The sequence below is a fragment of the Actinomycetes bacterium genome (assembly GCA_022396035.1).
In the GTDB taxonomy this organism is placed as follows: Bacteria; Actinomycetota; Humimicrobiia; order Humimicrobiales; family Humimicrobiaceae; genus Halolacustris.
In genome coordinates this window covers 1-21,284 of record JAIOXO010000022.1, presented here as the reverse complement: position 1 = coordinate 21,284, position 21,284 = coordinate 1, and the positions used below count along the sequence as shown (strand labels likewise).

The 21,284-nt window shown below is 41.4% G+C and carries 20 protein-coding genes and 5 tRNA genes; 8 read left to right on the top strand and 17 right to left on the bottom strand.

Annotation, left to right across the window (positions count from 1 at the left end):
* Positions 1 to 154: 154 nt before the first annotated feature.
* The 9 genes from K9H14_07110 to K9H14_07070 form a co-directional block, all read right to left on the bottom strand.
* Positions 155 to 1,054 (bottom strand): PstS family phosphate ABC transporter substrate-binding protein, encoded by a 900-nt coding sequence (locus tag K9H14_07110; GenBank protein MCG9479961.1) that lies wholly within the window; start codon positions 1,052 to 1,054, stop codon positions 155 to 157.
* A 161-nt stretch (positions 1,055 to 1,215) separates the two neighbouring features.
* Positions 1,216 to 1,929 (bottom strand): response regulator transcription factor, encoded by a 714-nt coding sequence (locus K9H14_07105; GenBank protein ID MCG9479960.1) that lies wholly within the window; start codon positions 1,927 to 1,929, stop codon positions 1,216 to 1,218.
* A gap of 40 nt (positions 1,930 to 1,969) precedes the next feature.
* The gene (locus K9H14_07100; protein MCG9479959.1) at positions 1,970 to 3,205 is read right to left on the bottom strand and encodes a PAS domain-containing protein; all 1,236 of its coding nucleotides are present in this window, start codon (positions 3,203 to 3,205) and stop codon (positions 1,970 to 1,972) included.
* A gap of 67 nt (positions 3,206 to 3,272) precedes the next feature.
* Positions 3,273 to 3,348: transfer RNA gene (locus tag K9H14_07095), tRNA-Phe, on the bottom strand.
* Between the two features lie 20 nt (positions 3,349 to 3,368).
* Positions 3,369 to 3,445 (bottom strand) — tRNA-Asp (locus K9H14_07090).
* Positions 3,446 to 3,466: 21 nt separating this feature from the next.
* Positions 3,467 to 3,542, bottom strand: a tRNA-Val gene (locus K9H14_07085).
* A 1-nt stretch (position 3,543) separates the two neighbouring features.
* A tRNA-Glu gene (locus K9H14_07080) sits at positions 3,544 to 3,619 on the bottom strand.
* A 14-nt stretch (positions 3,620 to 3,633) separates the two neighbouring features.
* Positions 3,634 to 3,709, bottom strand: a tRNA-Lys gene (locus K9H14_07075).
* Between the two features lie 242 nt (positions 3,710 to 3,951).
* Entirely contained in the window at positions 3,952 to 4,818 is an 867-nt protein-coding gene (locus K9H14_07070) for a Cof-type HAD-IIB family hydrolase (protein MCG9479958.1), read from the bottom strand.
* A gap of 95 nt (positions 4,819 to 4,913) precedes the next feature.
* Between K9H14_07070 and K9H14_07065 the strand changes: the two genes are divergently transcribed.
* Genes K9H14_07065 through K9H14_07050 form a run of 4 tightly spaced genes read left to right on the top strand, consistent with a single transcriptional unit; the run spans position 4,914 to position 7,751 of the window.
* Positions 4,914 to 5,624, top strand: a complete 711-nt coding sequence (locus K9H14_07065) for an MgtC/SapB family protein (protein ID MCG9479957.1) — start codon at positions 4,914 to 4,916, stop codon at positions 5,622 to 5,624.
* Positions 5,625 to 5,627: 3 nt separating this feature from the next.
* Positions 5,628 to 6,461 carry a YihY/virulence factor BrkB family protein gene (locus K9H14_07060; GenBank protein ID MCG9479956.1) on the top strand — a complete coding sequence of 278 codons (834 nt, stop codon included), beginning with the start codon at positions 5,628 to 5,630 and terminating at the stop codon, positions 6,459 to 6,461.
* 1 nt (position 6,462) lies between these two features.
* Positions 6,463 to 6,921, top strand: a complete 459-nt coding sequence (locus K9H14_07055) for a Mut7-C RNAse domain-containing protein (GenBank protein ID MCG9479955.1) — start codon at positions 6,463 to 6,465, stop codon at positions 6,919 to 6,921.
* A 47-nt stretch (positions 6,922 to 6,968) separates the two neighbouring features.
* Positions 6,969 to 7,751: a 1-acyl-sn-glycerol-3-phosphate acyltransferase gene (locus tag K9H14_07050; protein ID MCG9479954.1), complete on the top strand. Its 783-nt coding sequence runs from the start codon at positions 6,969 to 6,971 to the stop codon at positions 7,749 to 7,751.
* A gap of 3 nt (positions 7,752 to 7,754) precedes the next feature.
* On the opposite strand, the gene K9H14_07045 is transcribed toward K9H14_07050, so the two are convergent.
* The 7 genes from K9H14_07045 to K9H14_07015 form a co-directional block, all read right to left on the bottom strand.
* Positions 7,755 to 8,279: a DUF5698 domain-containing protein gene (locus K9H14_07045; GenBank protein ID MCG9479953.1), complete on the bottom strand. Its 525-nt coding sequence runs from the start codon at positions 8,277 to 8,279 to the stop codon at positions 7,755 to 7,757.
* Between the two features lie 3 nt (positions 8,280 to 8,282).
* Positions 8,283 to 8,831, bottom strand: a complete 549-nt coding sequence (locus tag K9H14_07040) for a DUF5698 domain-containing protein (protein MCG9479952.1) — start codon at positions 8,829 to 8,831, stop codon at positions 8,283 to 8,285.
* Between the two features lie 75 nt (positions 8,832 to 8,906).
* Complete coding sequence (gene clpB, locus K9H14_07035) at positions 8,907 to 11,501, bottom strand: ATP-dependent chaperone ClpB (protein ID MCG9479951.1); 2,595 nt, start codon at positions 11,499 to 11,501, stop codon at positions 8,907 to 8,909.
* Between the two features lie 14 nt (positions 11,502 to 11,515).
* Complete coding sequence (locus tag K9H14_07030) at positions 11,516 to 12,490, bottom strand: J domain-containing protein (protein ID MCG9479950.1); 975 nt, start codon at positions 12,488 to 12,490, stop codon at positions 11,516 to 11,518.
* A 98-nt stretch (positions 12,491 to 12,588) separates the two neighbouring features.
* On the bottom strand, positions 12,589 to 13,023 hold the full coding sequence (locus K9H14_07025; protein MCG9479949.1) for an Hsp20/alpha crystallin family protein: 435 nt from the start codon (positions 13,021 to 13,023) through the stop codon (positions 12,589 to 12,591).
* Positions 13,024 to 13,046: 23 nt separating this feature from the next.
* Positions 13,047 to 14,975 carry a molecular chaperone DnaK gene (gene dnaK / locus K9H14_07020; protein MCG9479948.1) on the bottom strand — a complete coding sequence of 643 codons (1,929 nt, stop codon included), beginning with the start codon at positions 14,973 to 14,975 and terminating at the stop codon, positions 13,047 to 13,049.
* A gap of 32 nt (positions 14,976 to 15,007) precedes the next feature.
* Positions 15,008 to 15,328 (bottom strand): MerR family transcriptional regulator, encoded by a 321-nt coding sequence (locus K9H14_07015; GenBank protein MCG9479947.1) that lies wholly within the window; start codon positions 15,326 to 15,328, stop codon positions 15,008 to 15,010.
* A gap of 273 nt (positions 15,329 to 15,601) precedes the next feature.
* Here K9H14_07015 and K9H14_07010 point away from each other — a divergent pair, with 273 nt between their 5' ends.
* A complete protein-coding gene (locus tag K9H14_07010; protein MCG9479946.1) occupies positions 15,602 to 17,368 on the top strand; it encodes an ABC transporter ATP-binding protein/permease in 1,767 nt (588 codons plus the stop codon).
* Positions 17,365 to 19,131, top strand: a complete 1,767-nt coding sequence (locus K9H14_07005) for an ABC transporter ATP-binding protein/permease (protein MCG9479945.1) — start codon at positions 17,365 to 17,367, stop codon at positions 19,129 to 19,131. Before K9H14_07010 ends, K9H14_07005 begins: the two co-directional genes overlap by 4 nt.
* Here the strand turns inward: K9H14_07005 and K9H14_07000 are convergent.
* Positions 19,128 to 20,297 carry an MFS transporter gene (locus tag K9H14_07000; protein MCG9479944.1) on the bottom strand — a complete coding sequence of 390 codons (1,170 nt, stop codon included), beginning with the start codon at positions 20,295 to 20,297 and terminating at the stop codon, positions 19,128 to 19,130. The genes K9H14_07005 and K9H14_07000 overlap by 4 nt on opposite strands.
* Positions 20,298 to 20,422: 125 nt before the next feature.
* Between K9H14_07000 and K9H14_06995 the strand changes: the two genes are divergently transcribed.
* Both K9H14_06995 and nrdR read left to right on the top strand, forming a co-directional pair.
* Positions 20,423 to 20,824, top strand: a complete 402-nt coding sequence (locus K9H14_06995; GenBank protein MCG9479943.1) for a glycerol-3-phosphate acyltransferase — start codon at positions 20,423 to 20,425, stop codon at positions 20,822 to 20,824.
* 87 nt (positions 20,825 to 20,911) lie between these two features.
* Positions 20,912 to 21,284, top strand: a 373-nt coding sequence (gene nrdR, locus K9H14_06990; GenBank protein ID MCG9479942.1) for a transcriptional regulator NrdR, incomplete at its 3' end; no start/stop codon positions are given.

Here is a 21,284-nt window from a genome sequence, read left to right as displayed (position 1 = left end):
AAAACTAATTTGCCTATCACAAAGCTCTTTGTTTTTCTTAACTTAACCTGCCAATTTGTCATTTGGGGTTATTGTATATAAATTTTCTATATTTTTCCATATACGGCAACAGGCTGCAGTTAGGGCAGCCTGTTGCTGGTCTAAGATATATTTACTAATCTATGGGTACAAATCCTTCTTCCATACCTATCTGTTGTCCCTGCTCACTGAATACAAAATCCATATAAGCCTGAGCTATCTTGCTTATATCCGAACTGGGCGCGTATACATATAGACCCCTGGAGACGGGATAGGTTCCATCTTTTACCGTATCTACTGAAGGAGCTACAGCTTCAATCTTTATCACTTTCAGGTTATCTTCCAGGTAACCTAACCCTATATAGCCAATAGCATTATCATTTCCCTTTACCTGATTCACTATATCTGCATTGGACTGAAGCCTTAATGCATTAGGCGAATAATCTTCTTCCAGAGTTTTATCCATCTGAACTACCGCCTCCAAAAAATACTCTCCGGTGCCAGAGCTGGTATCCCTGGCCGTAATAACTATTTGTGCATCCGGGCCCCCAACCTCACTCCAGTTGGTTATCTCGGCCCTGTATATTTTGGAAAGCTGCTCTATGGTTAAATCGTCTACAGTTACATTGTCGCTTACTATTACTGCAATCCCGTCATAGAGAACAGTGTGCTCCACTGGATCATAACCGGCATCTCTGGCTGCCTGAATTTCTTCTTCCTTTATCTGCCTGGAGGCATTGGCCAGATCATTTAACCCGTTTATCATATCTGCAATACCGCCACCGGATCCTCCGCCATTAACAATTATGCTTCCGCCATACTCTTCCATAAAAGCTGAAGCCCATGCTTCAGAGACCTGCAGCAAAGTAGTGGAACCGGATAGCACCAGCTCCTGGCCTTCAAGCTGGCCTCCGCTGCTTTCGGTCTGGGTGGTTGACTCTGTCGGTTGAGCTGCATCTGCCTCTTCAGTTGTGCTTCCTTCAGATGAGCAGCCTGCAAACACTACAGTGGCAGTTAATAATAATATTATGGTCAAGCTTAACAGCCCCCATATATTAGTTCTAGGTTTAAAGTATTTTTTCACGCTTTCTCCTTTACTATTTTCATAACTGCCTCAATTCTACCAGAGAGAGAAAAAGTGTTGTTAATAAATGCTTAAAAAAATATTAAAAAAAGATTAAATCTAACTGGATTCAACTATCTGCCTTCTTTGCTGCTAACCATTTTATAGCCATAACCGTGAACGGTTTTAATATAATCCTTACCAAAATTTTTTGCAGACATTTTCTCCCTTATCCTTCTGATATGCACATCCAGGGTTCTGGTATCACCATAATAGTCGTGCCCCCATACCTCTCCGATAAGATCCTGACGTGAAACCAGGTTGTCTTTCTGCTGCAGCAGTATAGAGAGCAGCCTGAATTCCTTGGGATTCAGCTTAACTTTTTTTCCATTTAAGAAAATCTCATGCTTTTGCTCGTCAATGGATAACTTAACTTCCCCAAACTCATACTCACCCTTAATATAACCGGCAGCCATTCCGGAACCCGCTCTCCTGAGTACACTCTTTACCCTGGCCACTAACTCTTTTACCCCAAAAGGCTTAATAATATAGTCATCGGCACCAAGCTCCAGGCCCAGCACCTTATCCAGCTCCTCGCTTTTGGCACTTAAAATTATAATGGGCACCGTGCTATCCTTTTTTATAGTCCTGCATATATCCAGGCCATCCATATCCGGAAGCATAAGATCCAGTATCAAAAGATCCGGCTCCTTTAGGCTCCAAGCCCTGAGCAGATCCTGGCCTTCCTTAAAAGATTTTACCCTGAATCCATTCTTTTCCAGATTGTAGCTAACTATTTCCAAGATGTTAGCCTCATCATCTACTATGTATATTAGTTCTTGCATAATTGAATATACATTTATTGTTATCTGATGAATTTATTATATTCTAACCCTGCCTGGCCGGCAAAAAAATTTTAAAGCTGGTTTCAGCATCAGGTGTGCTTTCTACCTTTATCCTGCCGTTATGAAGCTCCACTATGTGCTTTACGATGGAAAGTCCCAGGCCCGAACTTATCCTCCTGGCTCCAAATTGGCTCTTTCCCCTATAGAAACGCTGGAATATAAAAGGCAAATCAGACTTTGAAATACCAGCGCCATTATCAGTAAATTCCATATTTATTCCCTTTTTATCCTGCTTTAAACTTATATTTAGCTGAGAATTTTTGCCGGAATGAAAAATTGAATTTTCCACCAGGTTTTTTACCAGCTGGCGAAAAAGATGTTCATCGGTGAAAAACTTTACAGGGCTGCCCTTATAATTGAAATGTATGTCAGTAGAGTTCTGCCTGGCAAGATAAATGAGGGATGCTACCGTATCTTTAATTATTTCTTCTATATTTATTTCTTCTTTTAGCAGCACATTCCTTTTGTACTCTATCCTGGACAGGTTAAGCACATCTTCTATAAGGAAATTCAATCTCTCTACTTCCTTAAGGCTTTTAACAATGTAGCTTTTAACCCTTTCGGTGTCCCTTAAATCATCTTCTGCCAGAGTCTCCAGATATCCCCTAACCGAAGTTAAAGGAGTTCTCATCTCATGGCTGACATTGGCCACAAACTGGCTTCTTAGCTTTGAGAATTCAATTTCCTGAGTATTATTATTGGCCAGCAGGATCATGTGGGTGGGCATTTTTTTACCCTGGTAACCCTCCTGCCTGACCCTTGTTTTCTTTTCAAGGTTTATGGAAATAGCTTCCATATCCAGGTAAAGTTCCTCATCACCGTAAAATACAATCTGCTCTTTCTGGGAACTGCCCTGCCTGAAAGCCTCTGAAATTAAATTTTCAAGCCGGTTATTGTTAAATACATTTATGGTTTTTTCGCCTGAAACCTGGCTGCGGTCCAGATAAAAAAGATTGGCCAGGCTTTCATTTATCTTTATTATCTCCCGGCGGTTATTAATAACCATTATCCCATGCCATATGCTTTCAATAATAGCCTCTACAAGTTCCAAACTCTGGCCAGGTTCCAATATTTGTTTTGGGGGGATAGCAGCTAAAGTCTGTTTTCGGACTTTGAAATATGTATTTTTAATCCTGGCCCTGTATGCAAAAAGCAGTATTACCACCAACAACAGGATGGATGCCAGAACCAATGAAAGAATCTGATAAGTTCCCAACATTACTCCACCATAATTAACATTTGAGATTAATTATAGCACATCAGGATGGATGGAAAGGAAAGAAAACTGGTGGCGAGACGCAGAATCGAACTGCGGACACATAGATTTTCAGTCTACTGCTCTACCAACTGAGCTATCTCGCCACGCCAATTTAATAAATAAATGGCGGAGCTGACGGGATTCGAACCCGCGATCTCATGCGTGACAGGCATGTGTCCTAAACCACTAGACGACAGCTCCACTCTGGCTTAATTTTTTTTATGGTGGGCGATGCAGGGTTTGAACCTGCGACCCCCTGCTTGTAAGGCAGGTGCTCTCCCAGCTGAGCTAATCGCCCCTGGTAGCCCGTAGGAGAATTGAACTCCTGTTCCAAGATTGAAAATCTTGTGTCCTAGTCCACTAGACGAACGGGCCAATTACCGCATACTTGGTGAGCCGTGAAGGATTCGAACCTTCGACACCCGGATTAAAAGTCCGGTGCTCTACCAACTGAGCTAACGGCCCAAATACTTGCTAATAGCTACACTAACCACTATTATTTTTCAAACATCAAATACTAAATCCATTAGCGAACGTAAATATTACTATAGTAAAATTTCTATGTCAACAGTATTGAAACCCTTTTTATCCTGCAACCCCTGTATCCAAAATCCGCCAAACTTTACTATAGCCCGAACAACAGCCTTATAGGCTGAATAGATTTATAGTGATTATAAGGCATTTGCCCCCAGGATTAAACTGTCTTTTCATTCTAACAAATAACTTATTACCTCTGTCCAGCCCCGGTTCATCTCTCCATTGGTTACCAGGATATTATCATACTTGGCCAGCTTATGGATAAAATCGCCATCTTTTTTCAGGCTGTCTCCCATAAGAAAAAAATATTCCACTTCCGAGGCCATATCAATATCGGCGGGAGAGTCCCCCAGAGCAATACACTGGCCAGTCTCAATTTTTCTTACCTTCTTGTCCAGGGCAATAGCTTTTGCCTTGCTAACTCCCCTGGGCATGAGATTATATATGTAGAGATCTTTCACCTCTAAATCAAGGTCTACCAAACCTGATTTTCCATTCTCCACCAGAGCAAGATTACCATAACCATTTTCCCGTAGAAGCTGATTTGCCCTGGCCAGATCAATTTCTCCAAAAAACAGGGCATTGTAACTGCGGTATCTGCTCCATTCCATCTTCCCTTCAATCTTGTGGGGAAAGTTTTTCTTCAGAAGCCGGATGATCTTTTTTAGATCTTTGCCCCCATAGGTTATATCATAATCAATATGGCTATCATCAAAAGTAACCCTTACTTCTTTGCCCAATTCATAAACCAGTTCTGAGCCAAGCTCAGCAATATAATTTTTAAGGCCCATCATCTGGGCATTGTATCTGAGCTGGGTTTTATTCCTCCCAGAAACCAGTACCAGATCAATTCCCCGCTGCTGCAGCTTATGTATGCCCTCAACTGCTCCCAGATAAAAACGGCCATTGCTATCTTTTAGCAAACTCCCTTTATCATTTAAAAGAGTCCCGTCAAGATCAGTATATATAACTTTTAGCCCGGTTAATCTCCTCTTAATTTGCTGTTGGTGCTGTTTAAAAAATTTTATTTCAGTCATTGCCTGTTCCTGCTCTCTTGATGTACCATGTTATTATATAAAGTTTAGGGTTCCAGTCAAACCATTGATTTTTAAAAAAATGACTAAGGAAAAAAATGACTGACAGTTTTTTAAACAGCTTGGGTAAGGAATTTTCTTTCAGCATAGTCCCCTTTCTGCTGGATTTTTTCATTCCCTGCCTGCTGGCAATAGTATTTGGAGGAATTATTGGATTCCAGAGGGAAAGGGCAGACCGTCCGGCAGGGCTTAGAACTCATTCCCTGGTATGCCTGGGTTCCACTGTGTTTACACTGATATCTTATTTTGGTTTCCTTTCCTTTACCAATATTGACCATACCCGAATTGCGGCTGGAATAATTACCGGTATAGGATTCATAGGCGCAGGGGCCATATTCAGGAGAGGCCCTCTGGTAAAGGGGGTTACCACTGCAGCCAGCATATGGATAGTGGCAGCAGCAGGAATGGCTCTGGGGGCAAAACTGTATTATTTAGCCCTGGTGGTAACCATATTCGGTTATATAATATTAACTCTAATTAAATATTTTGAAGACCGATATATCTCCAGCCCCATATACGCAGTAAAGATAACTGCAGACGTCAGTTTGCCAGGCACCGAAGAGATAAAGAAAATAGTTAAATCTTACTCGGATAAAGTAGATATAAGAGTATTTAAAGTAGGAGTAAGTGCCGAGGATTACCAGATACTTTTAAATGCACAAAGCAGGGACACCAACTTTTCAGTTAAAGTTTCCCGGGATTTAAAAAATCTTAAGAACATTAAAGATATTGAGATAACCAAGTACTAAACCATGCCCAACTTAGCCAAAACAAGGATACTGATAACCAGGTATATAAAAAAACTGATTAATGAATTTATCTCCGATGGAACCATGATGCTTGCTTCTTCTATTGCCTACTATTTCCTGTTCTCCATATTCCCGCTTATGCTGATTCTTATATCATTTACTGGCTTTATAATTGACACCCTGAACATCCAGACTACAATACTTGATTTTATTCAGGAGAGAATCCCTATAATCTATAATTTCACTGAATCCAATATAGAAAATACCATTCAAAATAGAAGAAGCATAGGTATTATAGGAATTGTTTTTTTGCTGGTGGCCACCACCTATGTTTTTGATTCGGTACAGTATGCCCTAAATAAGATCTACAGCACTGAATCCCAGAGAAAGTTCTGGCAGCAAAAAGCCTTTGGCATACTGATTATATCCATGGTTTTTGTTCTTATATTGTTATCCTTTTTATCCTCTACGGTTCTATTTTATCTGGCACAGACCATATTCGATCTAATAAACATTACTGAAAACATTTCGCAAACCCTTATAAAAGCTCTATCTCTGGTGGTAAGTCTGGCCTTTAACTTTTCCATATTCTGCCTGATATATTTCTTTGGTACCAATCGGCGAATTAATTTTAAAAACATATACAAGGGAGCCCTGTTTGGGGCTGCAGGCTGGGAAATTACCAAGCACATATTTTTAATTTACCTAAACCAGTTTGCCAATTTTGAGCTGACCTATGGTTCAGTTGGTTCTATAATAGGATTTCTGTTATGGGTATACATTTCATCCCTGATACTGCTTATCGGAGCCCAGATTAATTCATTGTCACTTAAATGATATGAAGTTTATAGCAGACACCATGCTGGGAAGATTATCCAGATACTTAAGGGCCGCCGGCCACAATGTGCTGTATTACCGGAATATAGAAGATGCAGACCTTATAGCCAGAGCCCAGCAGGAGGAAAGAATAATTTTAACCAGGGATACCCGGATTGCAAGCCGTAAAATCTGCCAGGCAAAACAACCCGCCTGCATTGTTTTAGAAAGCCAGGATTACCGGAAACAGCTTCAGCAGCTAAAAAGGACTATAGGTTTGACCCTGAGTGCTGAATTTTGCCGCTGCATCCGGTGCAACCAGTGCCTTGAAAAAGTAAGCAAACAGGATTTTAAACCCCGGATACCCCCCTATGTTTACCGGAACCACAACCGGTTTTGGTACTGCCGCCAATGTGATAAACTGTACTGGAGGGGTACTCATTGCAGTTCTATGGAAAAGGTGCTGGCCTCTATTTCATAACATGGGTATTTTTAAGTATAATAAGGTTGTAATCAAAGGTAGGTATTATGAAAAAGTTGGCGGCCAAACTAAGTGAATTTTTTTACAACCTCCCCAGGACCCTCTTTATATCCCTGTACAGAAAGCTGGTAAGAATAAGGGTATTTAATTACTGGAGATTGCCCCGGGACAGGCCGGCGATACTGGCCATAAACCATACCACCGGAGCGGACCCTATAATAATACTGGCTGCCGTAAAGAAAAAGATATATTTTTTGGCCGACAGCGACAATTTCAGGTTCAGATTTACCAACTTTTTTATGAGAAAGTTTGCCGGCAGTATACCTATTTTTAAAAAGCATTTCAGTAAAAATATTAACAGTTTTAAGGAACTCTTTGCCCTAAATGAAGGAAAAGCTTTCTTTTACGGGGTTTTCCCTGAAGGAAAACTGAATAAAGAGGGAAAACTTACTAAAATGGATAAGGGAGCGGCATACTTAAGCTATAAGACCAATCTTCCCATAATCCCCCTGTATATACAGAACCAGGCCAGAGGGCTATCAAAAAACAGCTGGCTGGGAAAGAACAGAGTGTTAGAAGGAATAGTTGCCCTGGTAAATAACACTTTCAGAAAAATAAATATTATGGTAGGAGACCCTATCTACCCCATGGCAGACAATATTATGGAAAGCGTAAAAGACCTTGCTGATAAAAAAACCTATAAACAGATCATAGATGAAATCCATGAGGCTTTGGAACAGGAATTTTTTAAACTTGAATCTGAATCCGAAGACTTGTTTAAATCCCCCGAACAGGAAGAAGAGCCTGTTCTGAAAGATAAATACAGCTAATAACTATTTTTTACCCTTAAGCCCGTAACCATAACCTCCCCTGAATCCTTCCAGGGTATGATTAACCATAAATACATGGGGATCTACGCCGTATACCAGCCTGCTTAGGCGATAAAGGTTTGATTCCCTGCAAATGACATTTATAATTCTTACTCTGCCTTCCTTACCGGTGCCCCTATAGCAGGTAGCGCCAAAACCCTCTTCCCTTAACATATCCTCTATTTTCTGGCTGTGTGTCTTGGAAATTATATTGGTACTGATCAGATCCCGGGACAGCTTTTCAGAAATCTTTATCCCCACCAGTGTACCCACTGCAAAACCTCCGCCATAGGCCAGTATCATATATATATTATTTAAATCCTGCACCACCCGGGCTATTACCGCAACAAAAATTATGACTTCGATGAAACCGATAACTGCCGCAAATATTTTTCGTTTTCTCATTATCATATTGAACCGTATGGTTCCCAGACCCACATCTATAACTCTGCCAATAAAGATAATAGGCAGCCATATTAGCAATTCCATTTCTTAATCACTCCTGCCATTATTTAGTAACAAAATATCCCTGCTTCTCAAATTACCAAACCCTCCCCTGGATTCAGAAAGGGTATGACTTATTATAAAAGCCTTCTGGTCCATACTGCCAGTTAGCTGTTTTAACTTGAGCAAGTGCTCTCTCTTGCTTATAATATTCAGGATCCTTAAATTACCTTCCCTACCTGAATCATTATAGCAGGTTACCCCAAAGCCGTTTTCTCTTAATAACTGCCCTATTTCCCTGCTCTCTCTGGACATTATATTGGTGCTGTAGATATCCCTGGATAACTTTTCTGATATCACCATACCCAGAAAAAGGCCTATGGCAAACCCGACAGCATAGGATAAAACCATGATAGTATTGGAAGCATTCTGGATAATTTTAGCTACCACGGTTATGGATAAAGCTGCTTCCAGGAATCCTATGATAGCTGAAACAGCCTTTTTGCCCTTAACCGTGGTAACCAGTCTTAAAGTACCCATGCTTACCAAAAAAACCATGGCCAAAAATATTGATATTGTCCATATTGCTATTTGCATCTATATTGCCCTCTTTACTATTTTTTCAACAAGGGCATTATGATAACCATAATTTTTTAAAATGCAATAGCTATTTTATTCTATTACTTTAAAGGCTAACTTTCTACCTTCTGGCCCGGTAATCCCTACCGATACCTTATTTCCTTCTTTTATCTTACCTTCCAGCAACTGCAGGGCAAGCACATTCTGTATCTCATTCTGTATTACCCTTTTCAGCGGTCTGGCGCCATAGACAGGATCAAATCCCTCTTTGGCCAGAAGCTCTTTGGCTTTTTCACTTACCTCTATTTTCAGCTTCTTACCCTCAAGCATTTTGCTCAAATTGGCAATCTGTATATCAACGATTTGTTTAATTTGTTCTATATCCAGCCGGTTGAATATTATAATATCATCTACACGGTTCAGGAACTCAGGCTTGAAATTATTTTTTAAAGCCTCAGTGACTCTATTTTCCATTTCCTGTTCGTCTTTCTGCCCCAGCTCGGTAATCCACTGACTGCCAATATTAGAGGTCATAATTATAACCGTATGCTTGAAATCAACAGTCCTTCCATGCCCGTCTGTCAGCCGGCCGTCTTCCATGATCTGCAGCAATATATTGAATACATCATTATGTGCCTTTTCTATTTCATCCAGCAATATAACGCTATAGGGTTTTCTTCTAACCGCTTCCGTAAGATACCCGCCTTCCTCATAACCTACATATCCTGGCGGTGCTCCTATCAGCCTGGACACGGTATGTTTTTCCATATACTCTGACATATCCAGCCTGACCATAGCCCTTTCATCATCAAAAAGAAATTGGGCTAAAGCCTTGCTCAACTCGGTTTTACCCACCCCGGTTGGTCCCAGAAATATAAAAGAACCAATGGGCCGGTTGGGGTCCTGCAACCCCGCCCTGGCTCTACGTATAGCATTGGATAGAGAAGTAACCGCTTTATCCTGGCCAACCACTCTCTTCTTAAGTCTTTCTTCCATATTCAGTAATTTCTCAATCTCTGCTTCCATCAACCTGGAAACCGGTATTCCCGTCCACTTGGACACCGTTTCTGCTATATCTTCTTCATCCACTTCTTCCTTCAACATCTTCTGGTCCTGTTGCAGCTGGGCCAGTTTTTCGTTCTGCTCCTTTAGTTTTTTCTCCAGGTCCATAAGTTTTCCATACCTCAACTCTGCCGCCTTTCCCAGGTCAGCATCCCTCTCTGCTTGCTCAGCTTCAGTCTTGGCCCTATCTATTTCTTCCTTCAATTGCCTGATAGCACCAATTATCTCTTTTTCCTGCTGCCAGTGAGCCTTCATGCTGTTGCTTTTTTCCCTTAAGTCAGAGAGTTCACGGGAAACTTTTTCCAGTCTCTGGCTGGAAGCTTTATCTTTTTCTTTATTTAAAGCCTGTTCTTCTATCTCTAGCTGCTTTATCCTTCTTTCTATTTCATCTATTTCAGTAGGCATGCTGTCTATCTCAATTCTAAGCCTGGAAGCAGCCTCGTCTACCAGGTCTATAGCTTTATCCGGCAAAAACCGGTCTGATATATAACGGTCAGAGAGCACTGCCGCCGATATCAGGGCAGCATCCTGTATTCGTACTCCATGATGAACCTCATACTTTTCCCTGACTCCCCTAAGGATAGCAATGGTGTCTTCCACGCTGGGTTCATTTATAAGGACCGGCTGGAACCTTCGCTCCAACGCTGCATCCTTTTCTATATATTTACGATACTCATCCAAAGTAGTAGCCCCGATAGCATGAAGTTCTCCCCGGGCCAGCATAGGCTTCAGCATGTTGGAAGCATCCACGGCTCCCTCTGCTGCGCCGGCTCCTACCACCGTATGGAGCTCGTCTAAAAACATTATTATATTGCCTTCTGATTTAGAGACTTCTTTAAGTACCGCTTTCAATCTGTCTTCAAACTCTCCACGATATTTGGCTCCGGCAATTATGGAACCCATATCCAGGGAGATCACTTTCTTATCCTTTAATCCTTCGGGCACATCCCTGGACACTATTCTCTGGGCCAGGCCTTCCACTATAGCCGTTTTACCCACTCCCGGGTCACCGATAAGTACAGGGTTGTTTTTGGTCCTTCTGGAAAGCACCTGCATCACTCTTCTTATTTCATCATCTCTTCCTATAACCGGATCCAGCTTACCTTTCCTGGCCAGCTCGGTTATGTCTTTTCCATATCTGGAAAGAGCCTGGTATTTTTCTTCAGGATTCTGATCGGTAACTCTCTGGTTACCCCTTATTTCTACTAATATCTGGTATATTCTGTCTTTGGTTACACCCATTGAAGTCAGCATTTTCCCCACTGGACCGCCGCTGTTAGCCATAGCAATAAGTATATGCTCGGTGCTAACATAGTCATCTTTTAGACTTTCCGCTTCCTTGAAAGCAGTATTAAGTATCTGGTTTAAACCGGAACCCATGTATATCTGGTCTCCACCACCGCTTACCTGGGGCTGCTTTGAGATTTCTCTGGCAAGTTCCTGTGATAACTTATCCGCATCAGCTTCCAGTTTTTTTAAAATAGGGAATATTATGCTTTCCTTATCATCAAGCAAAGCACTCATCAGGTGCACATCTTCAATAGCCTGATGCCCGTTTTCGGAAGCTAGCCTCTGTGCTCTGGATAATGCTTCTTGTGCCTTTATAGTAAATTTATCTACTTGCATTTAAACCACCTCATTTAAACTATCACCCTGGATCTGGGATTTTCGCTGTAAGATTCAGCGAAGTCATCCAGGTATTTCTTCTGTTCCTTGGTAAGGTTTTCAGGCAACATAATCTTTATCTTCGCGTACAGATCCCCATTACCTTCACCCTTTAATTTGGGCATACCCTTGCCTTTTAACCTCAGAACTTTCCCGCTCTGGGTTTTGGGAGGCAAATTGACCAGTACCTTGCCATCAAAGGTAGGTATATCAATTTTTGCCCCGTAGAGGGCTTCTTTAATGCTTACCGGCACTTCACAGTGCAGGTCGGCACCCTTCCTTTTGTAGAAAGGATGGTCGGATATATTTACAATTAAATAAAGGTCTCCACTGGGACCCTGACCCTGGCCGGGGCCGCCCTCTCCAGTAACCCTTATCTTGCCTCCATCTTTTATTCCTTTGGGTATCTTTACGCTAACTGTTCTTGATTTACCCTGCTTTTGAAGCCTTATGGATCTGGTAGTTCCAAAATAGGCTTCTTTTAAAGTAATATTTATAGTTGACTGCATATCCTGGCCCTTGGCCTGGGCAGTCTGGGCTCCTCTTCTGCCTCTAAAGCCAGAGTTATAGCCACCAAAATCGGAAGCCTGATTTCCGAAAAACATCTCAAAGAAATCAGAAAAACCTCCCCCCATATCGCCAAAATTGAAGCCGCTTCCCCCGAAATCATAAGTCTTCTGGCCAGTCCTCTGACCGCCTCCTGGCCATCCTGCATTCTGGTATTGTTTCCAGTTGGCACCCAGCTGATCATATTTCTTTCTCTTTTCAGGTTTTTTCAGGACTTCATAGGCTTCGCCTATCTCCTTAAATTTTTCTTCAGCCTGGGGATTATCGGCATTAGCGTCAGGATGATATTTTCTGGCCAGCTTCCGGTAAGCCTTTTTTATTTCATCCTGGCTGGCACTTTTACTGACTCCCAGTACTTTGTAATAATCCTTGTATTCAACCATAAATAATCACCTGTATATCTTTTTATAATAATACCAGCCCACAGCTTGGATAAGCTATGGGCGGTATATTGTCTTATTTCAGTTATATCTGCAGAAGCTTATTTTCCACTGATAGCAATCTTCTTGGGTTTCTTAGCCTCTGCTTTGGGTAAGACTACTTCCAGTACTCCGTCCTTGTATGAAGCCTTTATCTGGTCTTCCTTAACCGGTACCCCGATATTAAAGGACCTGTAAAATGAACCATAGCTTCTTTCTACTCTGATATAGTCTTTCTCTTCCTCTTTTTTCTCCAGCTTTCTCTCGCCTTTTACAACCAGCTGGCCTTCATCCACAGATACCTCAATATCTTCCATCTTCATACCAGGAAGGTCTGCAGTTATGGTTACCTCTTTTTCAGTCTCTTTGATATCAACTTCTGGAGCCCATACAGCTGACTGCTTTTCTCTGGGCTTCTCGACTCCTTCAAACCATCTTCCTATTTCGTCTCTAAGTTGTACCAAGTCACTGAATGGATCCCATCTTACTATTGGCATAATAATCCCCCCTTCGTAAAGAATTACTTATCTTCGTCCTTAGCCTCAAACTCTGCATCTATAACATCATCATCCTGGCTTTCCTGACTTTCTCCAGCCTGGCCGCCTCCGGCCTGCTGTCCTTCTGCGCCAGGACCTGCCTGCTGGCCTGCTCCGGCCTGTGAATACAGTTTCTGGCTAAGCTCGCTCTGCATATTCTGCAGTTTTTCAGTTTCAGCTTTTATCTGGCTTAAGTCTTCACCCTCAGAAGCTTTTCTCACATTTTTTATCTGGTCTTCTATATTGGACTTCATATCACCAGATACTTTGTCTCCCAGGTCTTTTAACAGCTTCTCTGAGGAATAAGCCAGATTATCCGCATTATTCCTTGCATCTATAAGGTCTCTTTTTTTCTTATCTTCATCTGCATGATCCTTGGCTTCATTAACCATCCTGTCTATCTCATCTTCAGACAGATGAGAGGTAGCAGTAATGGTAATCTTTTGCTCCTTGCCGGTAGCTGTATCTTTAGCCGAAATGTTAACTATGCCATTGGCATCAATATCAAAAGTAACCTCTATCTGGGGCACACCCCTGGGTGCCGGCGGTATTCCATCCAGCCTGAACCGGCCAATGGTCTTATTGTCTCTGGCCATTTCTCTTTCACCCTGCAGCGCATGTATATCCACACTGGTCTGGTTATCAGCCGCAGTAGTAAATATCTCGCTCTTTTTGGTGGGTATAGTAGTATTTCTCTCAATAAGCTTGGTAAATACCCCGCCCAGGGTTTCTATACCCAGGGAAAGAGGAGTAACATCCAGAAGGACTACATCCTTAACATCACCTTTCAGCACCCCTGCCTGTATAGCTGCGCCTACAGCCACCACTTCATCAGGGTTTACTCCCTTATTGGGGTCTTTTCCAGTATATTCTTTTACCAGCTGCTGAATTACCGGCATCCTGGTTGAGCCACCTACTAAAATTACTTCATCAATTTCTTCTGATTTGAGCCCTGAATCCTTTAAGGCCTTCTCTAAAGGCACTTTACATCTTTCAGTTAAATCTGATGTCAGCTGTTCAAACTTAGCTCTGGTTAATTTGGTTTCCAGGTGCTTGGGCCCATTGGCGTCTGCAGTTATAAAGGGCAGACTTATGGTAGTCTCGGTGACACTTGACAGTTCAACCTTGGCTTTCTCTGATGCCTCTATAAGCCTCTGTAGCGATTGCCTGTCTTTCCTTAAATCTATGCCCTGCTCTTTTTTGAACTCATCAGCCACATAATTCATGATCCTATCATCATAGTCGTCTCCACCCAGATGCATGTCTCCATGGCTGGATTTAACCTCAAATACACCTTCTCCTACCTCCAGTACCGATACGTCAAAGGTACCGCCGCCAAGGTCAAATACCAGGATATTTTCATCTTTCTTCTTGTCCAGGCCATAAGCCAGTGAAGCTGCTGTGGGCTCATTTATAATCCTTAATACATTAAGCCCTGCAATCTTGCCCGCATTTTTAGTGGCCTGCCTCTGGGCATCATTAAAATATGCAGGTACAGTTATCACTGCATCCTTAACCTCCCCGCCCAGATAACTTTCAGCATCCTTTTTAAGTTTTTGTAAGATCATTGCCGAAACCTCTTCAGGGGTATAATTTTTATCCCCCATCTTTACCTCAGCGAGGTTGTTTCGTCCCTTGCTTACATTATAGGATACTATTTTCCTTTCACTTTCTACTTCATCATACTTTCGTCCAATAAACCTTTTAATGGAGTAGATGGTATTCTCGGGATTCAAGGCTGCCTGCCTCTTGGCCAGCTGTCCTACCAGCCTTTCCCCCTTCTTGGTTATGCCCACTACCGAAGGAGTAGTCCTACCGCCTTCGCTATTGGTTATTACGGTGGGTTTTCCACCTTCCATTACTGCTATACATGAATTGGTTGTTCCTAAGTCAATTCCTACTGCTTTAGCCATGTATATCTACCTTCCCTTTCTTAATATAATTTTTACCAATCGGTCTTTTTTACTAAATAATTTTTAAAACATTCCACTACATCATCAGGGCATTTATTCATAATTACCTGGTCCCTTCTTCTAATAAGCACAATAATTGAACGCAGGTTCATGCCCTGCTCATACATCATTTCCCTAACATACTCCAGCCATTTTATATCTTCTTTAGAGTAATACCTCTTTCTACCCCTTCTTAAAGGGCAAACTAATGCAAACTTCTCATAGTAATACAGCGTCCTGCTGTTTACCCCTAAAAATTCTGCAACTAATTCTATTGGATAACTTTTATCCTCTTCACTAAACAATTTCTTCACCGACCCTATTAGTTAGCATTAGTTTAACTAACCATAAATAACCTGTTGATGCTATTATAAAGTATTTTTATTAAAATGCAAAATATTTTTTTCACTTTAACCGAAAAATGTTTTTACTATTATATATTAATTATTCTTTTTTTGCTATTTTATCTGCTATACCTATAATTATAGAATCCACTATTGAAATTTTAAAAAGGATTAAAGATAAAAGAGTTATTTACCCTGAAAAAATATTTTAAGCCCCATAAAAGAAGATTTACCGCCAGTCTATTGTTTATACTGTTTACTGACCTTCTGGCATTGCTTATCCCCTGGATACTCAGGATGGCCATTGACGATATACGTTACCGGCCCCAGTCAGCAAACCTTTTAACTTATGCAGCTCTGCTGCTAACCGTAGCCTGCCTGCAGGGAATTTTCAGATTTTACATGAGAAAATTGCTGGTGGGGATTTCCAGGCAGATAGAGTACTCAATAAGAACTGATTTTTTTGCCCATATCCAGAGAATTCATTCATCTTTTTTCACCAATACCAGGACCGGAAGCATTATGGCTCTGGCTACCAATGACCTGGACGCAGTAAGGAATTTTCTGGGACCGGGTATCCTTAATTTATTCAATACTGTATTTGTATTTGTCTCTACGCTGGCGGTAATGTTTTCTATCAATGTTAAGCTGTCCCTGTACTCTATGATAGCCATCCCCATACTGCCGCTTCTGGTTAGCAAATTAAGCTCCATGCTTTATATCCGGTTCAGGGCTTCACAGGAACAGTATGCTGCCCTTTCCGCCAGAACCCAGGAAAGCATTGCCGGCATAAAGGTGGTTAAATCCTTTACCCGGCAGGACCAAGAAAAAGAAGTGTTTTCCGGCCTGAACCAGGAATATATCCAGCGGAATATGTCCCTGGCCAAAATAAGATCTGCTTTCTGGCCGGCCATGATTTTTATCGGGGGCGTTGGCACCATGGTAGTCCTGCTGGTAGGGGGAAGGCAGGTTATAGGTCAAACCCTTACTTTGGGCCAGTTTGTACAGTTCTCAGCTTATATAGGCTCCATTACCTGGCCCCTTATATCCCTGGGCTGGGTCATAAATCTGGTGCAGCGGGGCTCGGTATCCATGAAAAGAATAAACAGGGTGCTTAATATTAAGCCTAAAATAAAGACCTCTTCCCATCCGGTAAAGATCAACAGGATTAAAGGTAATATCGAGTTCAGGCAGGTATACTTTAAGTATGAAAATGAACAGGGATATGATGACTATATTAAAGAAAACATCATGGACAGCAAGCTGCTATCCGCCCGGCCCAATGACCAATGGGTCCTGCAGGATATTAATTTTGCCCTCAAAGAAAGAATGCAGGTAGCCATTGTGGGTTTTACCGGCAGCGCTAAGTCCAGCCTGCTTAACCTAATAGTGAGATTATACGATCCCCAGAAGGGCCAGATACTTTTAGATGGCCACGATATAAAGAAGATAGATTTGGAACAGCTTAGAACCAGCATAGGTTATGTGACCCAGGAGCCATTCCTTTTTTCCAAGTCCATTAGGGAAAACATACTATTTGGACTGAGCCAAAGATCCAAGATGCCACCCGGCCAGCTGGATCAGTTAGTAGAAGAATCAGCCAGAACCGCTTCCCTGCACCAGGAAATAATGGGGTTTGAAAAAAAGTATGATACAGTTATCGGGGAAAGGGGTATAACTCTATCCGGGGGACAGAAGCAGAGGCTGGCCATTGCCAGGGCTCTGGCTGCTGATCCCTCCATTCTTATACTTGATGATTCATTTTCCAGTATAGATACCCATACTGAAGAACTGATACTTGCCAACCTCAAAGCCAGAACCAGGAGTATAACTGCCATCATAGTTTCCCACCGGATATCTACTATTAAAGATTCAGACCTTATACTGGTTATGGATGAAGGCAGGATAGTGGAAAGAGGAACCCATCTAAGCCTGCTTAAAAGCTGTGGAATATACCAGAAACTCTATTACAGGCAACAGCTGTCAGAAGAACTGGAGGAAGAGATATGATCATTAATGGCTTTCAGGAAAAGGGTTTAGATAAAAAAACGGTCAGGAAGCTGCTGTCTTATTTAAAACCTTATAAATTGCTGCTCTCTTTTACTGTATTTTTACTGCTGCTTACCGCCGGTTTGGAAATTCTGGGACCTTACCTGATAAAAGTTGCTATAGATAATTATATCGCCCCGGGAAGACTGGACGGCTTTATATATATTGTATTTTTATTCGGGGCAGTCATACTGGCAGAATTTGCATTCCGCTATTTCCAGCAGTACCTGACTGAACTACTGGGCCAGAAAATTATGTATGATATGAGAATGGATATTTTTACCCATATTCATAAAATGCCCATGTCCTTTTTTGACCGGAATCCGGTGGGCAAAATTATGACCAGGGTAACTACCGATGTACAAACCCTGAACGAAATGCTGTCTTCGGGAATAGTTACCCTATTCGGCGATATATTCATGATTGTGGGAATAATGGTTATCATGGTAACCCTGAATCTCAAGCTTGCCCTTATTACCTTTTCAGTGCTCATCCTTCTGGCTATAGCTACCTTTATATTCAGGGCCAAGGTAAGGGTTACTTTCAGGATTATCAGAACCAAGATATCGGCTATTAATTCCTACCTGCAGGAAGCAGTCTCAGGTATAAATACCATCAAAATATTTGCCAGGGAGGACAGAAGCAACCAGGAATTTGAGTCTCTTAATACCGGATATCTCAATGCTTATCTTAAAACCGTATTCTATTATGCGGTATTCTTCCCCATAGTTACCCTCATAAGCAGCCTGGCCATAGCCCTGATAATCTGGTATGGAGGGGGACAGGTTATAAGCGGGATACTGACTTTTGGAACCCTGGTGGCCTTTATACAATATATTGAGAAATTCTTTCATCCCATAAGCGACCTGAGTGAAAAATTTGGAATATTGCAGGAAGCCATAGCCGCATCGGAAAGAATTTTCAAGGTCCTTGATACCAAACCCACTATTACCTCCCCTGAAAATCCGGTAATAGTGGAGGAGGTGAAGGGAGATATAAGGTTTGACCATGTCTGGTTTTCTTACCACCAGAATGAATATGTATTAAAAGATATAAACTTTGAACTGGAAAGCAGTCAGAGTATAGCTTTTGTGGGGGCTACCGGTTCCGGCAAGACCTCTATTATAAATATTCTTAACCGCTTCTATGAGATACAAAAGGGCCATATTTTTCTGGATGGCATAGATATAAGAAAGTATGAGCTTAACCATTTAAGAAAACATATAGGAATAGTAATGCAGGATGTATTTCTATTCTCCGGTACTATCCTGGATAATATAAGGCTGGGTGATTCTTCTATTTCCAAACAGCAGGTTATAGAGGCTGCCAGGTATGTAAATGCCCATAAATTTATACAGAAACTCCCTCTAAAGTATGATCAGGAAATAAAGGAAAGGGGTAAAATACTGTCAGTAGGCCAGAGGCAGCTAATAGCTTTTGCCCGGGCTATAGTTTTTAACCCCCAGGTTCTATTGGTTCTGGATGAGGCTACTTCCAGTATTGACTCGGAGATAGAAGCATTGATCCAGGACGCCCTAAATAAGGTAATGGCCGGCAGGACTACTATAATTATTGCCCACCGCCTGTCCACTATAAAAAATGTAGATAAAATACTGGTGCTGTCCCATGGAAAGATAATTGAAAAGGGTACCCATTCCAGCCTCCTGAAAGCCAGGGGGATCTACTATAAGCTGTATAAATACCAATATCAGTTACAAACCTAACTTTGTTCTCTGGGCTTAATTCCTTTTTTCAGAATAATTGCCTGAAATAATATAATTATAACCGTTGGGACCAAAAAGCTGGCAATTCTTGCATTTGCCCCCCAGAAAGAGCCAATAGCATTAGAGATAAAGGGTATAATCATCCCTCCCGCTGCACTGAAGGCCATCATTATTCCAATAGTGGTACCAGCAAATCTGGGAAAAGATGCAGAAGCAGAATAGACCAATAAAGGCCAGATACCTGACAACCCCAAACCCAGCACAGAAAACCCTATCGCAGCCAAGAAATAATTTCTGCTAAATACTATTAACATTAAAGACAGGCCGGCAAAACCTGCCAGTACAATAATCATCTTTTTGGGATTAATCTTTCTACTAATATAGCTGCTGGCAACTCTACCCACTATCATAAAGCCCCAGAAACCTGAAAGAGCTAAGCTGGCAACTAATTCAGACGAAGTCATGGATTTTATATAGGTATTTATATAAAAACTTACCCCCTGCTCCATACCCACATACAGCAAGATGCTTAAAGCAAACAGAACCATCAGCGGTTCTTTTAACAATCTCAATACCAGTATGCCCTTCAGCTTGGCTTCAGAATAAGCATCTTTTTTAAAACTCAGCATGGAAAAATACAGCAGGTATATCAAAGAAATACCTGCAAAGATAGCATAGAGATGCCTCCAGTCATAGCCCTTGGATAGAAACAGGCTCACCAGCAATGGGCCACTGGCCGTACCTATTACAAAGAAGGCCTGGCTTACATTAATAACCATGCTTCCTTTTTTAGGGTTAAGATCCACCAGTAAGGTGGTCATAAGCACTTCTATTATTCCGAATCCGCCGCCTATTAGAAATACAGCAAACACATAAACATAAATATTGGTAGTAATAAGCATGGTAATTAAGCCTGCAAAGAAGAAAAAATAACCCAGGCAGGAAACCATTTTACGGCCGTATTTGTCAGAAATTTCCCCTGCTACCAGAGGCATTATAAGTAACCCCGTGAAATGGCTGGTAATAAGAATCCCCTGTAAAGCTGAGGCCATATTATAGTAATTTCCAATGTCCTCCAACGACCTCTGGAATACAGAAAGGTACAACCCAAGAAATATAAAAGAGATATATATGGTTATGTCTACCAGTAAATTCTTTTTAACCATTGAATTAAAAATATATTAAAGAATTAAAATATGATTCTAACATTTTATTCTTGAAAAATGTATAATTAAGAGCAAAAAAGGGAAAGATTACTGTCAGATAACCCTTGTTTAAATAGGCTGCTTTTATTAACTATTTAATATTTCTAGGATTATTTCCATCTGCATTTATTGCAGGCAAAATAAAGAAAATAGATATAAGGTATGCAGGAAGCAGGAATATAGGTGGGATGAACACCTTCTCCATAGTGGAAAAATTGGCAGGGATTTTGATTCTGGCAGCTGGTTTGGGCAAAGGCGCCCTAATGGCTTTTATTGCTGCCCCGCTACTCTTCACTTCCCTTATTCCCCTGCTGGCTGTAATTATGGCCATGATAGGCCATAACTGGGTAACCTGTTCCGATTTTAAGGGAGGCAGAGGTGTTTCTATTTCCCGGGAGAGACTCTGTTGGTTGCTCCCCTTCCCCTGTAGCTGGCTATTTTTTGCATTCTGGCTACATTGGTATATAGTATTAAGAGCTGGAATTTGACTAATTCTTATTTTACCCGGGCCAGAAGAGATATACGTCCAGTACCGAAAAAAATATTTAGACCTTTTTTAAGGAGGAAGTTAAAAAGTGAAATGCCCATTTTGCCCTAATCCTGATACCAGAGTAATTGATTCCAGGGTAACTGAATCCAGGGACAGCGTAAGGAGAAGAAGGCTGTGTGAACAATGCGGTAAAAGGTTTACCACCTATGAAAGATATGAAAACCAGCCTATTGCGGTAATAAAATCTGACGGCACCAGGCAGCCATTTGACCGTAACAAGGTTTTAAGCGGTGTTATAAGGGCCTGCACCAAAAGAAACATATCCATAAATACTCTGGAAAAAATGGTGGATGACCTGGAATCTGAAATAAGGAATATGGATTCCAATGAAATCAGCTCCAAAGAAATCGGAAACCTGGCCTTAAAAAGATTAAAGGATTTAGATAAGGTAGCCTATA